Annotated in this window: 19 protein-coding genes; 13 read left to right on the forward strand and 6 right to left on the reverse strand. The window is 70.2% G+C overall.

Features of this window, described 5'->3' with window-relative positions; translation table 11 throughout:
* Positions 1 to 44: 44 nt before the first annotated feature.
* The 3 genes from VZQ01_RS28685 to VZQ01_RS28695 form a co-directional block, all read right to left on the reverse strand.
* A complete protein-coding gene (locus tag VZQ01_RS28685) occupies positions 45 to 452 on the reverse strand; it encodes a hypothetical protein (RefSeq protein WP_223748470.1) in 408 nt (135 codons plus the stop codon).
* An 80-nt stretch (positions 453 to 532) separates the two neighbouring features.
* Entirely contained in the window at positions 533 to 1012 is a 480-nt protein-coding gene (locus tag VZQ01_RS28690) for a dihydrofolate reductase (protein WP_426745237.1), read from the reverse strand.
* Positions 1009 to 1803 carry a thymidylate synthase gene (locus VZQ01_RS28695; protein WP_223748472.1) on the reverse strand — a complete coding sequence of 265 codons (795 nt, stop codon included), beginning with the start codon at positions 1801 to 1803 and terminating at the stop codon, positions 1009 to 1011. The genes VZQ01_RS28690 and VZQ01_RS28695 overlap by 4 nt, the downstream gene beginning before the upstream one ends.
* Before the next feature lie 140 nt (positions 1804 to 1943).
* Between VZQ01_RS28695 and VZQ01_RS28700 the strand changes: the two genes are divergently transcribed.
* The 5 genes from VZQ01_RS28700 to VZQ01_RS28720 all read left to right on the forward strand — a co-directional run bounded on the left by VZQ01_RS28700 (position 1944) and on the right by VZQ01_RS28720 (position 5235).
* Positions 1944 to 2507 (forward strand): cob(I)yrinic acid a,c-diamide adenosyltransferase, encoded by a 564-nt coding sequence (locus tag VZQ01_RS28700; protein ID WP_223748473.1) that lies wholly within the window; start codon positions 1944 to 1946, stop codon positions 2505 to 2507.
* A gap of 18 nt (positions 2508 to 2525) precedes the next feature.
* Entirely contained in the window at positions 2526 to 3539 is a 1014-nt protein-coding gene (gene queG, locus VZQ01_RS28705) for a tRNA epoxyqueuosine(34) reductase QueG (protein WP_426745238.1), read from the forward strand.
* On the forward strand, positions 3512 to 4468 hold the full coding sequence (locus VZQ01_RS28710) for a DMT family transporter (protein WP_223748475.1): 957 nt from the start codon (positions 3512 to 3514) through the stop codon (positions 4466 to 4468). The genes queG and VZQ01_RS28710 overlap by 28 nt, the downstream gene beginning before the upstream one ends.
* A 121-nt stretch (positions 4469 to 4589) precedes the next feature.
* Complete coding sequence (locus tag VZQ01_RS28715; RefSeq protein ID WP_426745239.1) at positions 4590 to 5030, forward strand: hypothetical protein; 441 nt, start codon at positions 4590 to 4592, stop codon at positions 5028 to 5030.
* Positions 5023 to 5235, forward strand: coding sequence for a helix-turn-helix transcriptional regulator (locus VZQ01_RS28720; RefSeq protein WP_046715820.1), 213 nt, complete (start codon positions 5023 to 5025; stop codon positions 5233 to 5235). The genes VZQ01_RS28715 and VZQ01_RS28720 overlap by 8 nt, the downstream gene beginning before the upstream one ends.
* Before the next feature lie 58 nt (positions 5236 to 5293).
* Here VZQ01_RS28720 and VZQ01_RS28725 read toward each other — a convergent pair whose 3' ends face one another.
* Together VZQ01_RS28725 and VZQ01_RS28730 are read right to left on the reverse strand one after the other, a co-directional pair.
* Positions 5294 to 6778: an endo alpha-1,4 polygalactosaminidase gene (locus VZQ01_RS28725; RefSeq protein WP_426745240.1), complete on the reverse strand. Its 1485-nt coding sequence runs from the start codon at positions 6776 to 6778 to the stop codon at positions 5294 to 5296.
* A gap of 164 nt (positions 6779 to 6942) precedes the next feature.
* Positions 6943 to 7791, reverse strand: coding sequence for a hypothetical protein (locus VZQ01_RS28730; RefSeq protein ID WP_426745241.1), 849 nt, complete (start codon positions 7789 to 7791; stop codon positions 6943 to 6945).
* A gap of 93 nt (positions 7792 to 7884) precedes the next feature.
* Between VZQ01_RS28730 and VZQ01_RS28735 the strand changes: the two genes are divergently transcribed.
* Positions 7885 to 8772: an MTAP family purine nucleoside phosphorylase gene (locus tag VZQ01_RS28735; RefSeq protein ID WP_426745242.1), complete on the forward strand. Its 888-nt coding sequence runs from the start codon at positions 7885 to 7887 to the stop codon at positions 8770 to 8772.
* A gap of 90 nt (positions 8773 to 8862) precedes the next feature.
* Positions 8863 to 9909, forward strand: a complete 1047-nt coding sequence (locus VZQ01_RS28740) for a YihY/virulence factor BrkB family protein (protein WP_426745243.1) — start codon at positions 8863 to 8865, stop codon at positions 9907 to 9909.
* Between the two features lie 12 nt (positions 9910 to 9921).
* Here the strand turns inward: VZQ01_RS28740 and VZQ01_RS28745 are convergent, their stop codons facing one another.
* Positions 9922 to 10746 carry a M48 family metallopeptidase gene (locus tag VZQ01_RS28745; protein ID WP_223748481.1) on the reverse strand — a complete coding sequence of 275 codons (825 nt, stop codon included), beginning with the start codon at positions 10744 to 10746 and terminating at the stop codon, positions 9922 to 9924.
* 249 nt (positions 10747 to 10995) lie between these two features.
* Here VZQ01_RS28745 and ku point away from each other — a divergent pair, with 249 nt between their 5' ends.
* From ku to dapA, 6 genes are all read left to right on the forward strand, one after another.
* A complete protein-coding gene (gene ku / locus VZQ01_RS28750) occupies positions 10996 to 11973 on the forward strand; it encodes a non-homologous end joining protein Ku (RefSeq protein WP_267699713.1) in 978 nt (325 codons plus the stop codon).
* A gap of 68 nt (positions 11974 to 12041) precedes the next feature.
* On the forward strand, positions 12042 to 12863 hold the full coding sequence (mutM, locus tag VZQ01_RS28755) for a bifunctional DNA-formamidopyrimidine glycosylase/DNA-(apurinic or apyrimidinic site) lyase (RefSeq protein WP_223781662.1): 822 nt from the start codon (positions 12042 to 12044) through the stop codon (positions 12861 to 12863).
* Between the two features lie 128 nt (positions 12864 to 12991).
* Positions 12992 to 14827 (forward strand): TIGR04551 family protein, encoded by a 1836-nt coding sequence (locus tag VZQ01_RS28760; RefSeq protein WP_223748484.1) that lies wholly within the window; start codon positions 12992 to 12994, stop codon positions 14825 to 14827.
* A 2-nt stretch (positions 14828 to 14829) separates the two neighbouring features.
* Complete coding sequence (locus VZQ01_RS28765) at positions 14830 to 15075, forward strand: hypothetical protein (RefSeq protein ID WP_223748485.1); 246 nt, start codon at positions 14830 to 14832, stop codon at positions 15073 to 15075.
* Positions 15072 to 16313, forward strand: coding sequence for a diaminopimelate decarboxylase (lysA, locus tag VZQ01_RS28770; RefSeq protein WP_426745244.1), 1242 nt, complete (start codon positions 15072 to 15074; stop codon positions 16311 to 16313). The genes VZQ01_RS28765 and lysA overlap by 4 nt, the downstream gene beginning before the upstream one ends.
* 16 nt (positions 16314 to 16329) lie before the next feature.
* A complete protein-coding gene (dapA, locus tag VZQ01_RS28775; RefSeq protein ID WP_426745245.1) occupies positions 16330 to 17217 on the forward strand; it encodes a 4-hydroxy-tetrahydrodipicolinate synthase in 888 nt (295 codons plus the stop codon).
* Position 17218 lies beyond the last annotated feature (1 nt).

The following is a 17218-nucleotide window of genomic DNA, read 5'->3' on the forward strand; positions in this document are numbered from 1 at the left end:
GCCCGGTCGTTTCAATTCTGCGACTCAATCTCAAGATGGGGACTTCAGGCGGGAGTCGGAAGGCCCGGAATGGGGGCGGGGTTGCCCAGGGCTGTCCACCGTTCGACCTCCAGCGAGTGGATGCGCAGCCGGGCGATGCGCCAGTCGCCGCCGCGCAGGTGGCCGAGGGCGAGCGAGGCCACGGTGAGCGCGCCGATGGAGACGGCGCCGATGGCGAGCGCGCCCAGGCCGGTGGCGCCGATGGCGGTGGCTCCGACGGCGAGCGCGCGCAGGGCGCGTGGGCGGAAGCGGCGCTGACGTTGCTGGGCCTCGAGCTGACGCGAGAGGCGAGCGAGCGTGGTGGTGTTGGCGAGGGTGAGCGTGGCGCCGAGCAGGGAAGCGGCGCGCCAGGGCAGGCGCGGCGCGGGGAGCCAGGGGCTGAGCGTGAGTCGAGGGCCGAGGGAGGTGCGCATGCCGTTCCAGGTGCGCACGGCGCGGGAGCGAGACAAAGCCGACGTGGAACGCCGCGCTGCTCGACGAGGGAGCAGCGGCGTCAGCGCTCGTAGGTGAGGAACGCGTACGGAGGCTCGGACTCCGGATGCGGGTCCTCTTCGATGAGCCGCCAGCCGGACAGGTCCACCTCGGGGAAGAATGTGTCACCCGGGTAGTCGCGCGCGATTCGCGTGAGGTAGAGCCGCTGGATGCGGTCCATCGTCTGCGCGTACAGGTCCGCGCCCCCCGCGATGAAGACCTCGTCGTCGCCTCGGGCCTCGGCCTGTTGGAGCGCCTCCTCCACCGAGTGCGCCACCGTGACCCCCGATGGCGCGAAGTCCTTCTGCCGCGTGACGACGATGAACGTACGCCCCGGCAGCGGACGGCCGATGGAGTCGTACGTCTTGCGGCCCATCACGAGCGTGTGGCCCATGGTGAGCCGCTTGAATCGCGCCAGGTCCGCGGGCAGTCGCCACGGCAGTTGGTTGTTCGCGCCGATGACCCGGTTCGACGCCAGCGCGACGATGGCCGACAGCTTCATACGGCCACGGGCGCCTTGATGGCGGGGTGGGGCTCGTAGCCCTCGAGCGTGAAGTCCTCGTACCGGAACGCGAAGAGGTCCTTCACCTCGGGGTTGAGCTTCAATCGCGGCAGCGCACGCGGCGCGCGCGAGAGTTGCTCGCGGGCCTGCTCCACGTGGTTGAGGTACAGGTGCGCGTCGCCAATCGTGTGGATGAACTCGTGCGCGACCAGGCCCGTCGCCTGCGCCACCATCATCGTCAGCGCCGAGTACGAGGCGATGTTGAAGGGCAGCCCGAGGAACAGGTCCGCGCTGCGCTGGTAGAGCTGGCAGGACAGCTTCCCGTCGGCCACGTAGAACTGGAAGAGCACGTGGCACGGCGGCAGCTTCATGCCCGGCAGGTCCGCCACGTTCCACGCGCTGACGATGTGTCGGCGCGAGTCCGGGTTCTTCTTCAGCCCGTCGACCAGCGCCTTCATCTGGTCGATGTGGCCCCCGTCCGGCGCGCTCCACGAGCGCCACTGGTGTCCATACACGGGGCCGAGCTTCCCCTCGGCGTCAGCCCACTCATCCCAGATGGTGACGCCCTGCGCCTGCAGCGTGCGCACGTTGGTGTCACCCGCGAGAATCCACAGCAGCTCGTGAAGGATGGACTTCACGTGCAGCTTCTTCGTGGTGACGAGCGGAAACCCCTGCGTCAAATCGAACCGCAGCTGGGGGCCGAAGACACTCAGCGTGCCCGTGCCGGTGCGGTCGCCCTTCTTCGTCCCGTGCTTCAGGACGTGGTCCAGCAGGTTCAGGTAGGGCTGCATGGGGCCCAGCCGTCTAGGCGTCGTTGCCCCCAGTGGCAAGCACGAAGAAACGCAGTGCCCGCAACCCTGCAATCTCACTTGGGTCCACACACGTCCTTCGGATTGGACGCGCGGCGCATCCCGCCGGTAGAAGCCCGGACATGAAAATCTACACGAAGCGCGGAGACGCCGGAGATACCGGTCTATTCGGGGGCGGCCGGGTCCCGAAGGATGACGTGCGCGTGGATGCCTACGGCGAGGTGGACGAGCTGAACGCGACGCTGGGCCTGGTGCGCGGCTTCTCCCCGCCGCCGGAGCTGGACGCGATGCTCCACCGGCTGCAGGACCAGCTCTTCACCGTGGGCGCGGTGATGGCGACGCCCATGGACGCGAAGGCCGCCTCGCACCTGCCTCCGCTGAAGGAGAGCTGGGTGACGGACATGGAGAACGCCATGGACCGGTTCGACAGCGAGCTGCCGAAGATGACGCACTTCATCCTGCCCGGAGGCACGCAGGCGGCGGCCGCGCTGCACCTGGCTCGCACGGTGTGCCGTCGCGCCGAGCGCCGCGCCGTCCCGCTGCTGCGCGAGGGGACGATTCCCAAGGACGTGGTCATCTTCCTCAACCGGCTCTCCGACCTGCTCTTCGTCATGGCGCGCGTGGCGAACCACCGCGCGAATGTGCAGGACGTGAAGTGGATTCCGGAGAAGCCGTCCGAGTCCTAGTCTCTTCAAGGCGTCTTCTTGCTCCCCACCGCTCCGCTTCGTGACCTCGCCCGCTCGGTGGGCTTCGACCTGGTGGGCTTCGCCCGCGCGGAGCCCATCGAGCCGCGCTTCCTCCTGAGCTGGCTGGAGGCGGGCTACGCGGCGGACATGGACTGGATGGGCGAGCGGGCGGAGGAACGCCTGGACGTCGGCCGTCTCCTGCCGGGCGCGAAGACGGTCATCTCCTTCGTCAACAACTACTACCGCGACGAGGAGCCGTCGAAGGGCTCGCCCATCGCCCGGTACGCGCGGGGGCGCGACTACCACTCCACGCTGCGCGACCGGATGAAGGCGTTCCGCAAGGCCATCATCCAGATGGCCCCGGGGCTGGGCACGTACGGGAGCGTGGACAGCGGCCCGCTGATGGAGAAGGTGTGGGCCGCGCGCGCGGGCCTGGGCTACGTGGGCAAGAACGGGTGCTTCATCACCGAGCCCTTCGGCTCGTGGGTGCTGCTGGCCACGCTCGTCATCGATGCGGAGGTGGACGAATACGCGGACGGCCCCACGGCGGACCGGTGCGGCGCGTGTCGTCGGTGTCTCGTGTCGTGTCCCACGGGCGCGCTGGTGGGCAACAGCCAGGTGAACGCGGGAGCGTGTCTTTCCTACCAGACCATCGAGAACCGCGAGCGCGAGGTGCCCGAGCCATTTCGTTTCAAGTTCAACAACCTCATCTTCGGGTGCGACATCTGTCAGCAGGTGTGTCCGTTGAACCGCAAGCCTGTGTTCGCGGAGCACCCACGCTTCGCGCCTCGCGCGGTGGCGGAGCTGGGCACGCTGGAGCTGGCGGGGCTGACGACGGAGCAGTACGAGCAGCTCATCCCGGGGACGGCGCTGGCGCGCGCACGCTACGACGTGCTGCGCCGCAACGCCGTGTACGCGCTGGGGGTGGCCAGACAGGCGGACGCGCGGCACCTGCTCGAAAAGCTCAGCGACGATTCGAGCGAATTGGTACGTAGCGCGGCGCAATGGGCACTGCGCCAGCTGGTCCCCTGAACTCCTCCACGCCTTCGCTGCGCGGCGTCTACGCCGCCCTCCTCATCCAGGTGCTCATCAGCGCGGGGACGTACCTCGCCGCGAAGCGCGCCATGGCGGAGCTGCCGCCGCTCACGGTGGTGTTCTGGCGCTTCATGCTCAGCGGGCTCGTGTTCATCGCGCTGCTGGCGCTGGTGCCCGGGCCCAAGCTGCCTCCGCGAAACGCTTGGGGCCGCATCCTGTTCCTCGGGCTGATGGCGGGCCCGGTGAACCAGCTGTTCTTCTTCACGGGGCTGTCGCGCTCCACCGCCGCGCACGGCGCGCTCCTGTATTCGCTCATGCCGCTGGGCGTGTACGTGCTCAGCCTCGCGCGAGGACAGGAGCGTGCCTCGACGCGGACCCTCGCGGGCATCGCCGTGGCCTTCGTGGGCGTGGTGGTGCTGCTGCTCGGCCGAGGGCTCGCGGAGGCGCGCGGCTCGCTGACGGGCGACCTGCTCATCCTCTGCGCGGTGATGGCGTGGGTGGTCTACACGACGGAGGGCAAGCCCTTCGTCGCCATCCATGGGCCGCTGCGCGCCACCGCGTGGTGCATGACGATGGCCACGGTGATGATGCTGCCGTTCGCGCCGTTCGTCGCGAACCCGGAGGCGCTCGTGGCCACGAGCACGCTCGCGAAGGGCTGCATCGTGTACCTGGGCCTGCTGACGTCGGTGGTCGCGTACGTGCTCTGGTACTACGCGCTGTCGAAGGTGTCGGCGTCGAAGGTGGCCATCTTCTCCAACCTCCAGCCGGCCGCCACGGCGCTGGCCGCGTGGGCGCTGCTGGATGAGGCCCTGCACTGGGAGATCGCCGTGGGCGGCGTGCTGGTGCTCGCGGGCGTGCGGCTCACCCAGACGGCCGTGACGAAGCCGCCGGTCCTCGCTCCCACGACGGACCGTCCCGCGACCTGAGGACCTTTTTCTTTCGTGCCTCGCTTTCGCGGTGCCGACGAGGCCTTTGGAGGGATGTTAAGCATTCTTGACATGGAGTCTTGAATGCTTAACATTGTGCGGTACGTGAAGGGAGCGGTTCATGGAGACGCAGATGTCGTCCCGGGAGCGGTTCGCGTGGGTGTTCCTGGTGTTGCTCGTCGTCAGCTACGGGACGTACTTCACCGCGGTCGCGGTGCTGGACGCGCGGGGTGAGCTCACGTTCTGGTCGCAGATCATCATGCTGACCGCGTCGGCGGTGTTCCAGGGCGTGGTGCTCGGTGTCTCGGCGATTGTCGGCCGGATGCGTCGGGCACCGGGCGAGAGGACCGGGCCCGACGAGCGCGACCGGGCCATCGCGCATCGCTCCGCGTCCGTCGCGTACTACGTGTTGATGGGCGGGATGATTCTCGTCGGCTGCATCATGCCGTTCGGCGCCAGTGGCTGGAAGGTGGCGAACGCGGCGATTCTCGCCATCGTCATCGCGGAGCTGGTGCACACGGGCCTGACGGTGTCGGGCTACCGCAGGGGCTTGCGTGCCTGAGCCTCGGCTGACCAACGAAATCCGCACGCTGCGCTTCCTCGCGGGCGAGATGACGCAGGCCGCGCTCGGCGAGAAGGTGGGCCTCACGCGTCAGACGATTGCCGCGATTGAAGCGGGCAAGTACTCGCCCAGCCTGGAGACGGCGTTCCGCATCGCGGAGGTCTTCGGCAAGCCGCTCGAGGCGGTGTTCCGCTGGGAGCGCTGAAGCCCGACACCGCGCCTCGAGGGCACTTCCCGAGGCGCGGTGTTCCCACTGGGGCCGGCTACTGCGGGTCCCATCCCGCGTTCACCGTCACGCGGTCCAGCGCGCGCACGGTGACGTAGGGCACGAAGCCCGCGGCGCGCGAGCGGGTGTACGCATCCGCGACATGGGCGGACTGCGTGGCGTAGTCGGTGGACAGCACCAGCTTGCCCGCGGCGCGCACGCGAGCGGCGTTGGTGCGGTTCTCCTCGCACCAGCCCTCGTCGCAGGCCACGTCGTCGGACCAGTACATGTCCTCCATGCCCAGCCCGTCGATGGCGGGCAGGTAGGCGGGGTCATCGACCAGCTCCGGCGAGTTCTGTGGCACCACCTTGAAGTCCGGGTTGCGCGCCTTCGCGTACGTGTTGATGCGCGCGATGAGGGCCACCATCTTCCGCGCGAGGTCGGCGCGGTTGGTGCCGGCGGAGTTGGCGGGAATCTCCTCGTACGTGACGACCATGTCGAGGTAGCAGCCGTTGAAGCCCGCGGCGAGCGCGCGGTCGATGCGGCCCTGGACGATGGGCCACCAGCGCTCGTCCCAGTACTTCACGTACTGCTCGTCGGGCCAGCCGGACACGGGGCCGAGCTTCAGGTCCGCGGGCACCTGGCTCCACTCGGGGCGGTACTCCTCGATGGCGCCAATCTCGAAGTAGGCGAGCACCTGCTTGCCCCGGGCCTTGAGCGCCGAAATCTCCGCGGCGGTGAAGTAGCCGCTGGAGCCGTCGCGCACGAGCTCGACGATGGCCAGGTCGAACTTCGACGCGGCAATCGCGTCGAGCTTGCCCTGCGGATAGTTGGTGAGCTGGTACGTGAAGCTCTTCACGTTCGCCCAGGGCACCTGCGTGCCCGCGTCTGTCGGAGTCCCCGCGTCGGTGGGCGTGCCCGCGTCCGTCGGAGTCCCCGCGTCGGTGGGCGTGCCCGCGTCGCTCGCCGCCACCTGCACGCGCACGACGAGCAGGTCCAGCAGCGACGCATCCGCGGTGGAGTCCGTGCGGTAGCGCAGCTTCACCGGGCCGCCGGACAGGAAGCGCGCGGGCGTGGGCAGGGCCAGCGACGTGGCCGTCCAGCGCCACGACTGCGCGAAGGTGTTGTCACCCACCAGGGCCCAGCTGTTCGTCGAGTAGTCCCACGCCTCGATGACCCAGCGCATCTGCGCCTTCGCGGGGCCCCGGTAGTTCACGCCGACCTCGGCCGCGACGACGCTGTCCGCGCTCACGCCCGTGGGCAGCGGATAGGTGCACGTGGCGGAGCTGTTCGGCGCGAACTCGACGTACTCGGCCCAGCGGTCCTGCGTTCCGGACAACGTCTGGGTGTTGAGCCCCTGGCCGCTCTGTCCCGAGGGGAGGGCGCCGCGCTCGAACTGGAGCGTGGCGCAGGGCAGGGTCCGCGCGTCGGGCAGGATGGCGTCCTGTCCCGTGTCGAAATCATCGTGCGCGGCCTTGTCGCCACACGCGGCCAGCAGGGCCAGCCAGCTCCAAGCCAACAACCACTTCATCGCGACTCGCATGCAACGGCTCCTCAGGGGTGTGGAGTAGCGAGCCGGCCTTAACGCCGCGCGACGTGTGCGAGCAACGTGAAGTCTGTGCGCACGTCGTCGCTGCGCACGGACTCCCCTTCATCGCTGGAACATTCGTCCGAGCCTGGACGCGGACACGAACCCCGAGGCGCGAATCAGTCCCCGTTCGGGTCCCACTCGGAGATGTCGTACTTGGGATCCGGCGGCGGCTTGGGGCGCGGAGGCGCCGCGGGCGCGGGAGGCGGCGCCTTCTTCGCGGTGGGCGCGGGCGTCGGCGCGGGCTCGTCGTCGAGCAGCGGGTCCTTCTTCTCCTCGGTCCGTGGGGCGGCGGGGGCCTCGGTCCGGGCGGGCTCCGAGCGCGGCGACGGCTTCGTCGCGGCGGTGGGCGTGGGCGCGGGCGGCGCGTCCAGCGGCTCCAGGTCATCGGGGATGTCCGCCGAGGGCTCCGGCGCGGGCTTCGGCTCGGAGTCCGACGCGCGATAGACGCCCTGCCGCGACACCGGCGGCGGAGGCGGCGACGTGTCGAGCGGCGCGGGCGTCGGCTCCTTCGGCGGGCTCGTGTCCTCGGCGGGAATCTCGTCGGGCGAGCGGTACGCGCCTCGCGGCCCGGGCGGACGCTCCGGACGCGCGTCGCCGAACGGGTCCTCCTCGCGGTTGGTGGTGCGCCGGGGCTCCGAGCTGGAGTTGGCGTCACCGAACGGGTCCTCCTCTCGGTTCACCGGCTTGCCCGGACGGCGCGACGGGCGACGCGGCTCGTCCGCCACCACGCCCGACGGCAGCCCTCGAATCGCCGAGTGCCGGTCGCTGCACTCCTCGCGGTTCTCCGTGCAGATGGAGAGGCACTGGGTGAGCTTCTTGAGCGTGCGGCCGCTGCCGCCGTACTCGATGGAGCAGTCCTCCTTGCAGGTGGCGTAGTCCTCCTGACAGCCGGAGGGGACGGTGCCGCGCTGGGCGCTGACGGGGCTGGCGGCGAGCACCAGGAGCAGGACGGGAAGGGAACGCATGGCAATTGCGAAAACTACCAGTCTTCGTGCCTCCCGGCGCCAGGGGGGCGCGGTATGGTCCGGGGAGCGCGGCCGGAGCGCCCAAGGAGGAACATGGCTGTCAGGGTGGGCATCATCGGGAGCCATGGTCTGGAACACCTCCTGGGGTTCAATGGTCGTCTGGAGACCCACACCCTCGAAACGCCCTTCGGTCCCCATGCGGGGCCGCTGTTCTCCGGGGAGTTGGACGGCGTCTCCGTCGTCTACGTTCCACGCCACGGCCAGGACCACCTCTTCAACGCCACCCGCGCCCCCTACCGCGCCAACCTGTTCGCGCTGAAGCAGCTGGGCGTCACGCACGTGCTCTCCACCAGCACCGTGGGCAGCCTCCAGGAGCACCTGCCGCCGATGCAGCTCGTCGTGCCGGACCAGGTCATCGACCGGACCTACCGGCGCCCCTGCACCTTCTACGACGACGTGGCCGTGCACGTGGAGCTGGGCCAGCCCTTCTGCGCGACGCTGCGCAAGGCGCTGTCCAACGCCGCCCTCGCCTCCAACGCCGTGGTGGCCACCCAGGCCACGTATGTCTGCATCGAGGGCCCCGCGCTCAGCACCCGCGCGGAGAGCCTGCTGTACCGCACCTGGGGCGCGGACCTGGTGGGCATGACGGCCATGCCCGAGGCGCGCCTCGCCCGGGAAGCGGAGCTGCACTACGCCCTGGTGGCGCTGCCCACCGACTACGACTCCTGGCAGGCCCCACCGGAGGGCCAGGAGCACGAGGCCCTCCTGGCGCGGCTGTCGCACAACGTGCAGGCCGTCACCTCCAAGGGCGCCGCCCTCATCCGCCGCGCGCTCTCGCGCATCGCCGAGACGCCCGTCACCTGCCGGTGTGACTCCGCGCTGGCCATGGCGCTGTGGACCGAGCGCTCCCGCATCCCCGACGAGGTCCGCTCGCGACTTCGTCCACTGTTGGGCAGATACCTCCCGCCGAACGTCGTCTAGCAGGGCGAGGGCTCGGCCGGCCGCCTGCTGCCGAACGGCGTCACGCACCCCACCTTCCGTTACCCGAGAGTGGGGAGCGAGGAGGGAAGGATGCGGCTGCCACGGCTCAAGTACCTCACGTGGCGCGAGTTCGCGCGGCGCTTCGTGAAGGAGTTCCAGGAAGACACCGTCACGGACATCGCGGCGCAGCTCTCCTACTACCTGCTGTTCTCGCTGTTCCCCTTCCTGTTCTTCCTCGTCACGCTGGTGGCGTACCTGCCGTTCGCGCCCGGCGCGGTGGACGCGATGCTGGAGCGCCTCCGCCCGCTGGTGCCTGGCGACGCCCTGGGCCTTGTGACGCAGCACCTGACGGCGCTGGTGGACCAGCCCCGGCCCCGGCTGCTCACCGTGGGTCTCGTGCTCGCCCTGTGGTCGGCGTCACGCGGCGCGGACGCCCTGCGCAAGGCGCTCAATCTGGCCTACGACGTGCCCGAGTCCAGGCCCGTGTGGAAGACGCAGGGCCTGGCGGTGGTGGTGACGCTGGTGGGCACGCTGCTGATTCCGCTGTCCTTCGCAGTGTTCCTCCTGGGCGGGCGGCTGGGGGCGTGGCTCGCGACGCGGCTGCAGGTGGAGGAGGCGTTCTACCTGGTGTGGTCCTGGGCGCGCTGGCCCTTCACCGCGGGCCTGGTGATGCTGGTGGTGTCGCTCTGCTACTACCTGCTGCCGGACGTGAAGCAGCGCTTCAAGTACATCACCCCCGGCTCCACCCTGGGCACGCTGGCGTGGATGGGGAGCACGTGGGGGTTCACGCAGTACGTGGAGCACTTCGGCAAGTACAACGTCACCTACGGCTCCATCGGTGGCGTGGTGGTGCTGCTCTTGTGGCTCTACATCTCCGGGCTGGTGTTCATCCTGGGCGGGGAGATCAACGCCATCCTCGAGCACGCCTCCGCGGAGGGGAAGGAGAAGGGCGCGCGCGACTTCGACGAGCCCGCGCCCGCCGAGCCGCCCCTCAAGACGCCGGGGGCCGCCAAGAGCGCCGCCAGCGCGAAGCGCTCGAGGATGGCCTTCTGGCGCTGGCGTCGGCGCGTGGCCCGGGGGAAGTCCCCCGAGCCCTCCGCGGCGGAGCAGCAGCCTCCGCCCTCCACGCTGCACTGACGACGCCCGGGGCTAGCGCGCGCCCAGCTTCTGCTTGATGGCGGGCAGCTGGCCCGGGCTGTTGTTGGTGCCGCGCAGGTTCTTCTCCTTGATGTACTTCTCCAGGTCGCCGATGCGCTGCCGGTTGGTGGGGTGGGTGCTCAGCCACTTCATGACGCCCGGCGTGTCACCGCCCTGCGCCTGGAGCTTCTGGAAGAAGGTGATGAGGCCCTTGGGGTCGAAGCCGGCGCCGGACGAGTAGCGCGCGCCGAACTCGTCCGCCTCCAGCTCCTCGCTGCGGCTGTGCGCGAGCAGCGCGCCGCCGCCCACCAGCTGCGCGGCCACCTGCGCGGCGGCGCCGGGGTTCTGCCCCAGGGCGAGCTGGGTGACGGTCTGGATGCCCATCTGGTTGACCATGGCGCGCGCCGAGTGGCGGCCGACCACGTGGCCCGCCTCGTGGGCCATGACGCCCGCCAGCTCCGCCTCCGTGTCCGAGGCGAGGATGAGGCCCGTGTAGACGTAGAGGTAGCCGCCGGGCGTCGCGAAGGCGTTGACCGTCTTCGGGTCGTCGATGACGTTGATCTTCCACTTCACCCCAGGCCGGTCCTTGGTGGCCTGCTTGAGGATGGGCGCGGACAGACCCCGCACGTACTCGACGATGGTCGGGTCCTCGACGTATTTGATCTTCTCCTTCTGCTCGAGCTCCTTCTTCACCTGCTGACCGATCTCCTCCTCCTGCTCATCCGAGATGAAGGTCTTCGCGAGAGCCTTCTCCGCCTGGACGCGCTGCGTGGTGCAGCCCGTCGTCACGCCCATGACGAGGGCGAGGCTCCATACCGCCGAGAGAATCCGCTGCATGACCGAATGCGCCTTTCTTGACCGGTTGATGCGTTGAGAGAGCGACTGACTGCCCGGACTCTTGGGCAGCGTCCGCCTCCACGGCAAGCCCCTCGTGACGCTTCCGACCGACAACGGACCCGCGTCGCTCGGGCGTCGCGCGGCTCGCGTGCCCTCCGGTGGTGCGTGCGAGCCTTGCGGCGGTGTCGGAGGCCATCGACGTTTGATGCGTGGGGTGTCGGTCGTGGGTGACACCGCGAGGAGGTCGACATGGCTCGTCCGGTCTGGGTGGGCTCGCTGAGCTTCGGGCTGGTGACGCTCCCGGTACGGCTGCACGGCGCCGTCTCTTCCCGGCAGGCCCGCTTCCACCTGATTCACGACGCGGACGGCGCCCGCATCCAGAACAAGCGGGTGTGCTCCGCCGATGGCGAGGAGGTGCCGCTCGAGCACGTGGTGCGGGGGTACACGCTGGAGGACGGCCGGCAGGTCACCGTGACGAGCGGTGAGCTGGACGCGCTGGACCCGGTGTCGAGCCGGGTCATCGCGCTGGAGGAGTTCGTGGACCCGGTGGAGGTGGACCCCTTGCTGCTGGACACCTCGTACCACCTGGTGCCGGCGCGCGGCGTGGAGCAGGCGTATGCGTTGATGACGGAGGCGCTGCGCGTGTCGGGACGCGTGGGCGTGGGGCGGGTGGTGCTGTATCAGAAGGGCCACCTGTGTCTGGTGCGGCCCCACGCTCGGGGGCTCGTGCTGTCCACCCTGCACGCCGTGGACGAGGTGGTCTCACAGGAGCAGCTCTCCGAGCTGGAGCTGACGGGCGCGAGCGTGGCACCGGCCGAGCTGGATGCCGCGCTCAAGCTCATCGAGTCCCGCTCCACCACGTTCGACCCCCGGCGTCATCCGGATGAGCACCGCGAGCGGGTGATGGCCTTCCTGGAGCGACGGGCTCGCGCGCAGGCGAGGTCGAGGCGTGTGCCCCGGGCGGCGCCGGAGGTGGGTGCTCCAGCAGGCGCCAAGGTACGAGGTCCGGAGGTGACGCCGGTGGAAGGGGCGCTACGGCTGCGTCCACGGCTGGCGGCGCGGGAGGTTCGGGAGGACTCGGGAGGGCTCGGCTCGAAGCCGTTCCGGGTGGAGCCAGGGGTGGGGGGGGCGCCGGATGATCCACGGGAGGCCTCGACGCCCGGGTCGACGACCCCGGAGGGCAGTGGCGGCCTGGGGGCGCCGGATCCGAAGAAGCCTCGCGGCTGAGCGCGTCCGGGGCCCTCCGCAATTAATGCGTGGGCCGGGCTTGGGGCCGGTGCTATGTGCCCGGGCGGATGCCCGAGTTACCCGAAGTGGAGATCGCCCGGCGCAATCTGGTGCGCTGGTTCACGGGCCGTCGACTCGTGCGCGCGGAGGCGGATGACACCCGCGTCTTCCGCGGCGCCGACCGTGCGCGCTTCGCTCAGCTGCAGGGGCGGCTGGAGTCGCTCGTGCGCCGGGGCAAGTACCTGCTCTTCTCCTTCGAGGAAGGCCGGGGCCTGTTGGGCCACCTGGGCATGACGGGCAAGTTCGTGCGCCGCGCCCCCACCGACGTCGTCCCCTACAGCCGCGCCCGCTTCCACCTCGACGACGGCCAGGTGCTGCACTTCGCCGACGCGCGCATGTTCGGGCGCATGGAGCCGACCCCCGCCGCGGGCCTGCGCTCGCTCGACGTGGTGAAGGCCCTGGGGAGGGACCCGCTGGCGGACGGCCTCACCGCCGGCCAGCTGGAGCAGGCCGTGGCGTCCTCGAAGCAGGACCTGAAGGTGGCGCTGATGGACCAGGGGCGCATCGCCGGCCTGGGCAACATCCACGCCGCGGAGGCCCTGTTCCGAGCGGGCCTGCACCCCGCGCGCAAGCCCTCCACCCTCACCCCGGAGGACTGGAAGCGCCTGGTCCAGGCCATCCGGGAGAGCATCGACTTCGGCCTCGAGGAGCAGCAGGGCGAGGAGCCCGTGTACCTGGAGGAGGGTGGCTCGGAGAACCCGTTCCTGGTGTACGGCCGCGGTGAGGGCCCGTGCTCCAGGTGCGGCTCGCCGGTGGAGTCCTTCACCCAGGCGGGACGCACCACCTACGCCTGTCCGAAGTGCCAACCCCGGGGGAGGGCAGGGAAATGACCCCGGGCGTCCTGTCGTCAACGGCGCGAACCGACGTCCCGGTTGGCGTTGACACCCCCCTGTCCCATGGCTTGAATCGCCCGCCTTTCCGACCCGGCCGCCCCGAGCGGCCCTGGAGATCGTTGCCCATGTCTCACGTCCTGCTGGCGGCGCTGCTCGTCGCTTCCTCCACGGCCACCGCCCAGGTGCCCGCCGGGGGCACGCCTCCGCCCGCGCCCGCGGAGGCCGCGCCCGCCCCCGCCCCCGAGGCTCCGGCCACCGCCCCCGAGCAGCCCGCCGCCGCGCAGCCCGCCGCCACCACCGTGCCCGCGGCCGAGGCGGTCACCCAGGACGACCTGGAGGCCACCAAGCAGGAGCTGCGCGGAGAGATTCGCGCCGAGGCCGCCAAGCAGTCCCTCAACGGCGAGGAGTGGAGCGAGGAGTACCCCGAGGAGAAGCGCAAGCTGGAGGTCTTCCAGCTCGACGGCTACTTCCGCCTGCGCCCCACGCTCTTCTACAAGTTCGACCTGGGCCGCGTCCCGGCCACCATCGCGGGCCAGGACCTCTTCCCGCGCTCCTCGCGCACGTCGGCGAACACCCAGTCGTTCGCCACCATGCGCCTGCGCCTGGACCCCACGTTCAACATCTCCGAGCAGGTGAAGATCAAGCTCCAGGTGGACGGCCTGGACAACCTGGTGCTGGGCTCCACGCCGGACACGCTCTACCCGGGTGACGCGCGCAACGTCTTCACCATCTTCTCCGAGGACCAGGAGTCGCTGGGCAACACGCTGTCGGACTCCATCAAGCTGCGCCGCGCCTACGGCGAGGTGAACACGCCGGTGGGCATCCTGCGCTTCGGCCGCATGGGCAGCCACTGGGGCCTGGGCATGCTGCGCAACGACGGCAACTGCTTCGACTGCGACTTCGGCGACACCGTGGACCGCATCCAGTTCGTCACCGAGCCGTTCGCCGGCTGGTACGTCACGCCGATGCTGGACTTCAACTCCGAGGGCTCGGTGTACCGCACGGGCGCCCAGGGCGAGCCGGTGGACCTGACCCAGGCCGATGACGCCCACAGCTGGGTGCTCGCCATCGCCCGCCGGGACACGGACGCGCAGATCCGCTCCAAGCTCGACAACAACCAGGGCGTGCTCCAGTACGGCCTGCACTTCACCTACCGCACGCAGAACTACCAGGACATCACCAACGACACGACGGGGCAGGTGAGCTTCATCCCCCGCGACGCCAAGCTGTACGTCCCGGACTTCTGGCTGCGCTACGAGGAGCGCTCCTGGCGCATCGAGATGGAGCTGGCGGCGGTGCTCGGCAGCATCAACAGCCGCGGCCTCAGCCTGAACGAGGCGATGGCGGACCCCAGCCTGCGCGTGGCCCAGTTCGGTGGCGTGCTCCAGGGTGAGGTGAAGGCGGTGGAGAACAAGCTGACGGTGGGCCTGGAGCTGGGCTTCGCCTCCGGTGACAAGGCGCCGGGCTTCGGCAACTACCCGGGCCGCACCGGCTCGGGCAACCCGAACGGCCCCAACAACTACACCCAGCCGGGCGACGTGGAAGGCCCCCAGTACCGCTGCGACGCGGGCGGCTGCGCGGATGACGCCATCCGCAACTTCCGCTTCAACCGCGACTACCGCGTGGACCTCATCCTGTGGCGCCAGCTCATCGGCGGCATCACCGACGCGTTCTACATCCGCCCGTCCGTGAAGTACGCGGTGGCGCCGGGCATCGACGTGTACGGTCGCCTCATCTACTCGCAGGCGCTCTACGCCGAGTCGACGCCGTCGTTCACCAGCAAGTCGCTGGGCATCGAGCTGAACGCGGGAGTGGACTACACCACCGAGGACGGCTTCATCGCGGGCCTGGCCTACGGCATCCTCTTCCCGATGAGCGGCCTGCAGCAGTACCAGGAGGTGCTGCGTCGGGACCTGGAGACGCCGCACACCATCCGCGGCTGGCTGGGCGTGAAGTTCTAGTCATGAAGCGCGCCCTCTCTTCGCTGAGCATCGCCGCCCTCCTCGTGCTGGGGGTGGTGGCGTGTGGCATCAAGGGCGCGCCCAAGCCGCCGCTGGCGCCGAGCGCGCCCGCGACGGAGACGCCTCCTCCGCCGTCGGACACCGCGCCGACGACGGTGGCGCCCACCGGGCCCTCCGTGTCTCCGACGACGGATGGTGGCGTGGTGACGCCGACCACCACCACCGACGCGGACGCCGGAGTCCCGTGAGCTTCTTCACCTATCGAAAGGGCGTGCTGCACGCGGAAGGCGTGCCGCTGCCCGCCATCGCGGACGCGGTGGGTACGCCCGCCTACGTCTATTCCTCCGCGGCGCTCACCGGCCACTTCAGCGCCGTCGTCGACGCCTTCGGCGAGGCCCGGCCCCTCATCTGCTACTCGGTGAAGGCCAACTCGAACCTCTCCATCCTGCGGCTGTTCGCGGGGCTGGGCGGGGGCTTCGACATCGTCTCCGGCGGGGAGCTGGCCCGCGTGCGGCAGGCGGGCGGCGAGGCCGCGAAGACGGTGTTCGCGGGCGTGGGCAAGACGCCGGAGGAGATGGCGGCCGCGCTGGACGCGGGCCTGCTCCTGTTCAACGTGGAGAGCGCCGAGGAGTTGGAGGCGCTGGACGCGGTGGGCCGGCGGCTCGGGAAGAAGGCGCCGTTCGCCCTGCGTGTGAATCCGGAGGTGGACGCGCGCACGCACCGCTACATCGCCACCGGGCTGAAGACGTCCAAGTTCGGCGTGCCCTTCGAGGAGGCGGTGGCGCTGTACGAGCGCTCCAGGAAGATGCGGGGCCTCAAGGCCTTCGGCCTGGACTGTCACATCGGCTCGCAGCTCACGCAGAGCTCGCCGGTGCGCGCGGCGCTCACCAAGGTGGCGGGCCTGTACCGCGAGCTCAAGGCGCGCAAGCACCCGCTGGAGTACCTGGACGTGGGCGGTGGGCTGGGCATCACGTACACGGACGAGACGCCGCCGTCAGTGGCGGAGTACGCGCGCGTGGTGCTCGCGGCCACGAAGGACACGGGCGCGCGGCTGGTGCTGGAGCCGGGGCGCTCGCTGGTGGGCAACGCGGGCGTGCTGCTCACGCGCGTGCTGTACCGCAAGCTGACCCCGGCCAAGCGCTTCGCCATCGTCGATGCGGGCATGAATGATTTGCTGCGGCCCGCCCTCTACGAGGCCCACCACGGCTTCGTCCCGCTGGTGAAGCGGCGGGGCAAGGAAGTGGAGGTGGATGTGGTGGGGCCGGTGTGTGAGTCCACCGACGTGCTGGCCCAGGCGCGCTCCCTGGTCCTCCCCCAGCCGGGCGAGCTGTATGCCTTCCTCAGCGCCGGGGCTTACGGCATGAGCATGGCTTCCAACTACAACTCCCGCCCCCGTCCGGCGGAGGTGCTGGTGGCCGAGGAGGCCTGGCGGGTGGTGCGGGAGCGCGAGCGCACCGAGGATCTCTGGCGCGGCGAGCGGGCCTGAACATATAAGCGCCGGCATGAAGACCTTCGAAGGCTCCATGACGGCGTTGGCCACCCCGTTCCGCAACGGCGCGCTCGACGAGTCGGCCTACCGGGCGCTGGTGCGGCAGCAGATCGAGGGCGGCACCAGCGTGCTCATCCCCATGGGCACCACGGGTGAGTCCGTCACCATGTCCGCGGACGAGCGCGCCCGCGCGGTGCGCGTGGTGGTGGAGGAGTCGAAGGGCCGGGCCCTGGTGGTCGGCGGCGCGGGCTCCAACAACACCGCCGAGGTCATCGAGGGCGTGGCGCGCGTGCGGGACGCGGGCGCGGACGGCACGCTCATCGTCACGCCGTACTACAACAAGCCCACGCAGGCGGGCCTGGTGGAGCACTTCCGCGCGGTGGCCAGGGCGCACCCGGGCTTCCCCATCATCGCGTACAACGTCCCCGGCCGCACCGGCGTGGACCTGCTGCCGGAGACGGTGCAGCGGCTGTGCGACTTCCCGGAGGTGGTGGCCATCAAGGAGGCCACCGGCAACATGGCCCGGGCCGTGGACATCCTGGAGAAGTGCGGCGAGCGGCTGACGCTCCTGTCCGGTGACGACTTCACGGTGCTGCCCTTCATCGCGTGCGGCGGCAAGGGCGTCATCTCCGTGTCGTCCAACGTGGCGCCCCGGATGATGGCGGACCTGGTGGCGTCCGCGCGGGCCGGCGACATCGCCAAGGCGCGCGAGCTCCAGGTGAAGCTCAACCCCCTCCACCGGCTGCTCTTCGTGGAGTCCAGCCCCATCCCCGTGAAGTGGGGCCTGCACCTGCTGGGCCTCTTCGGGCCGGAGGTGCGGCTGCCGCTGGTGCCCATGACGGAGCCCAACGCGGCGAAGCTCGCCGAGGAGCTGCGTCAGCTGGGCCTGCTGAAGCACTGAA

Origin of the sequence: Myxococcus faecalis (assembly GCF_050039385.1) — a bacterium.
Lineage (GTDB): Bacteria > Myxococcota > Myxococcia > Myxococcales > Myxococcaceae > Myxococcus > Myxococcus fulvus.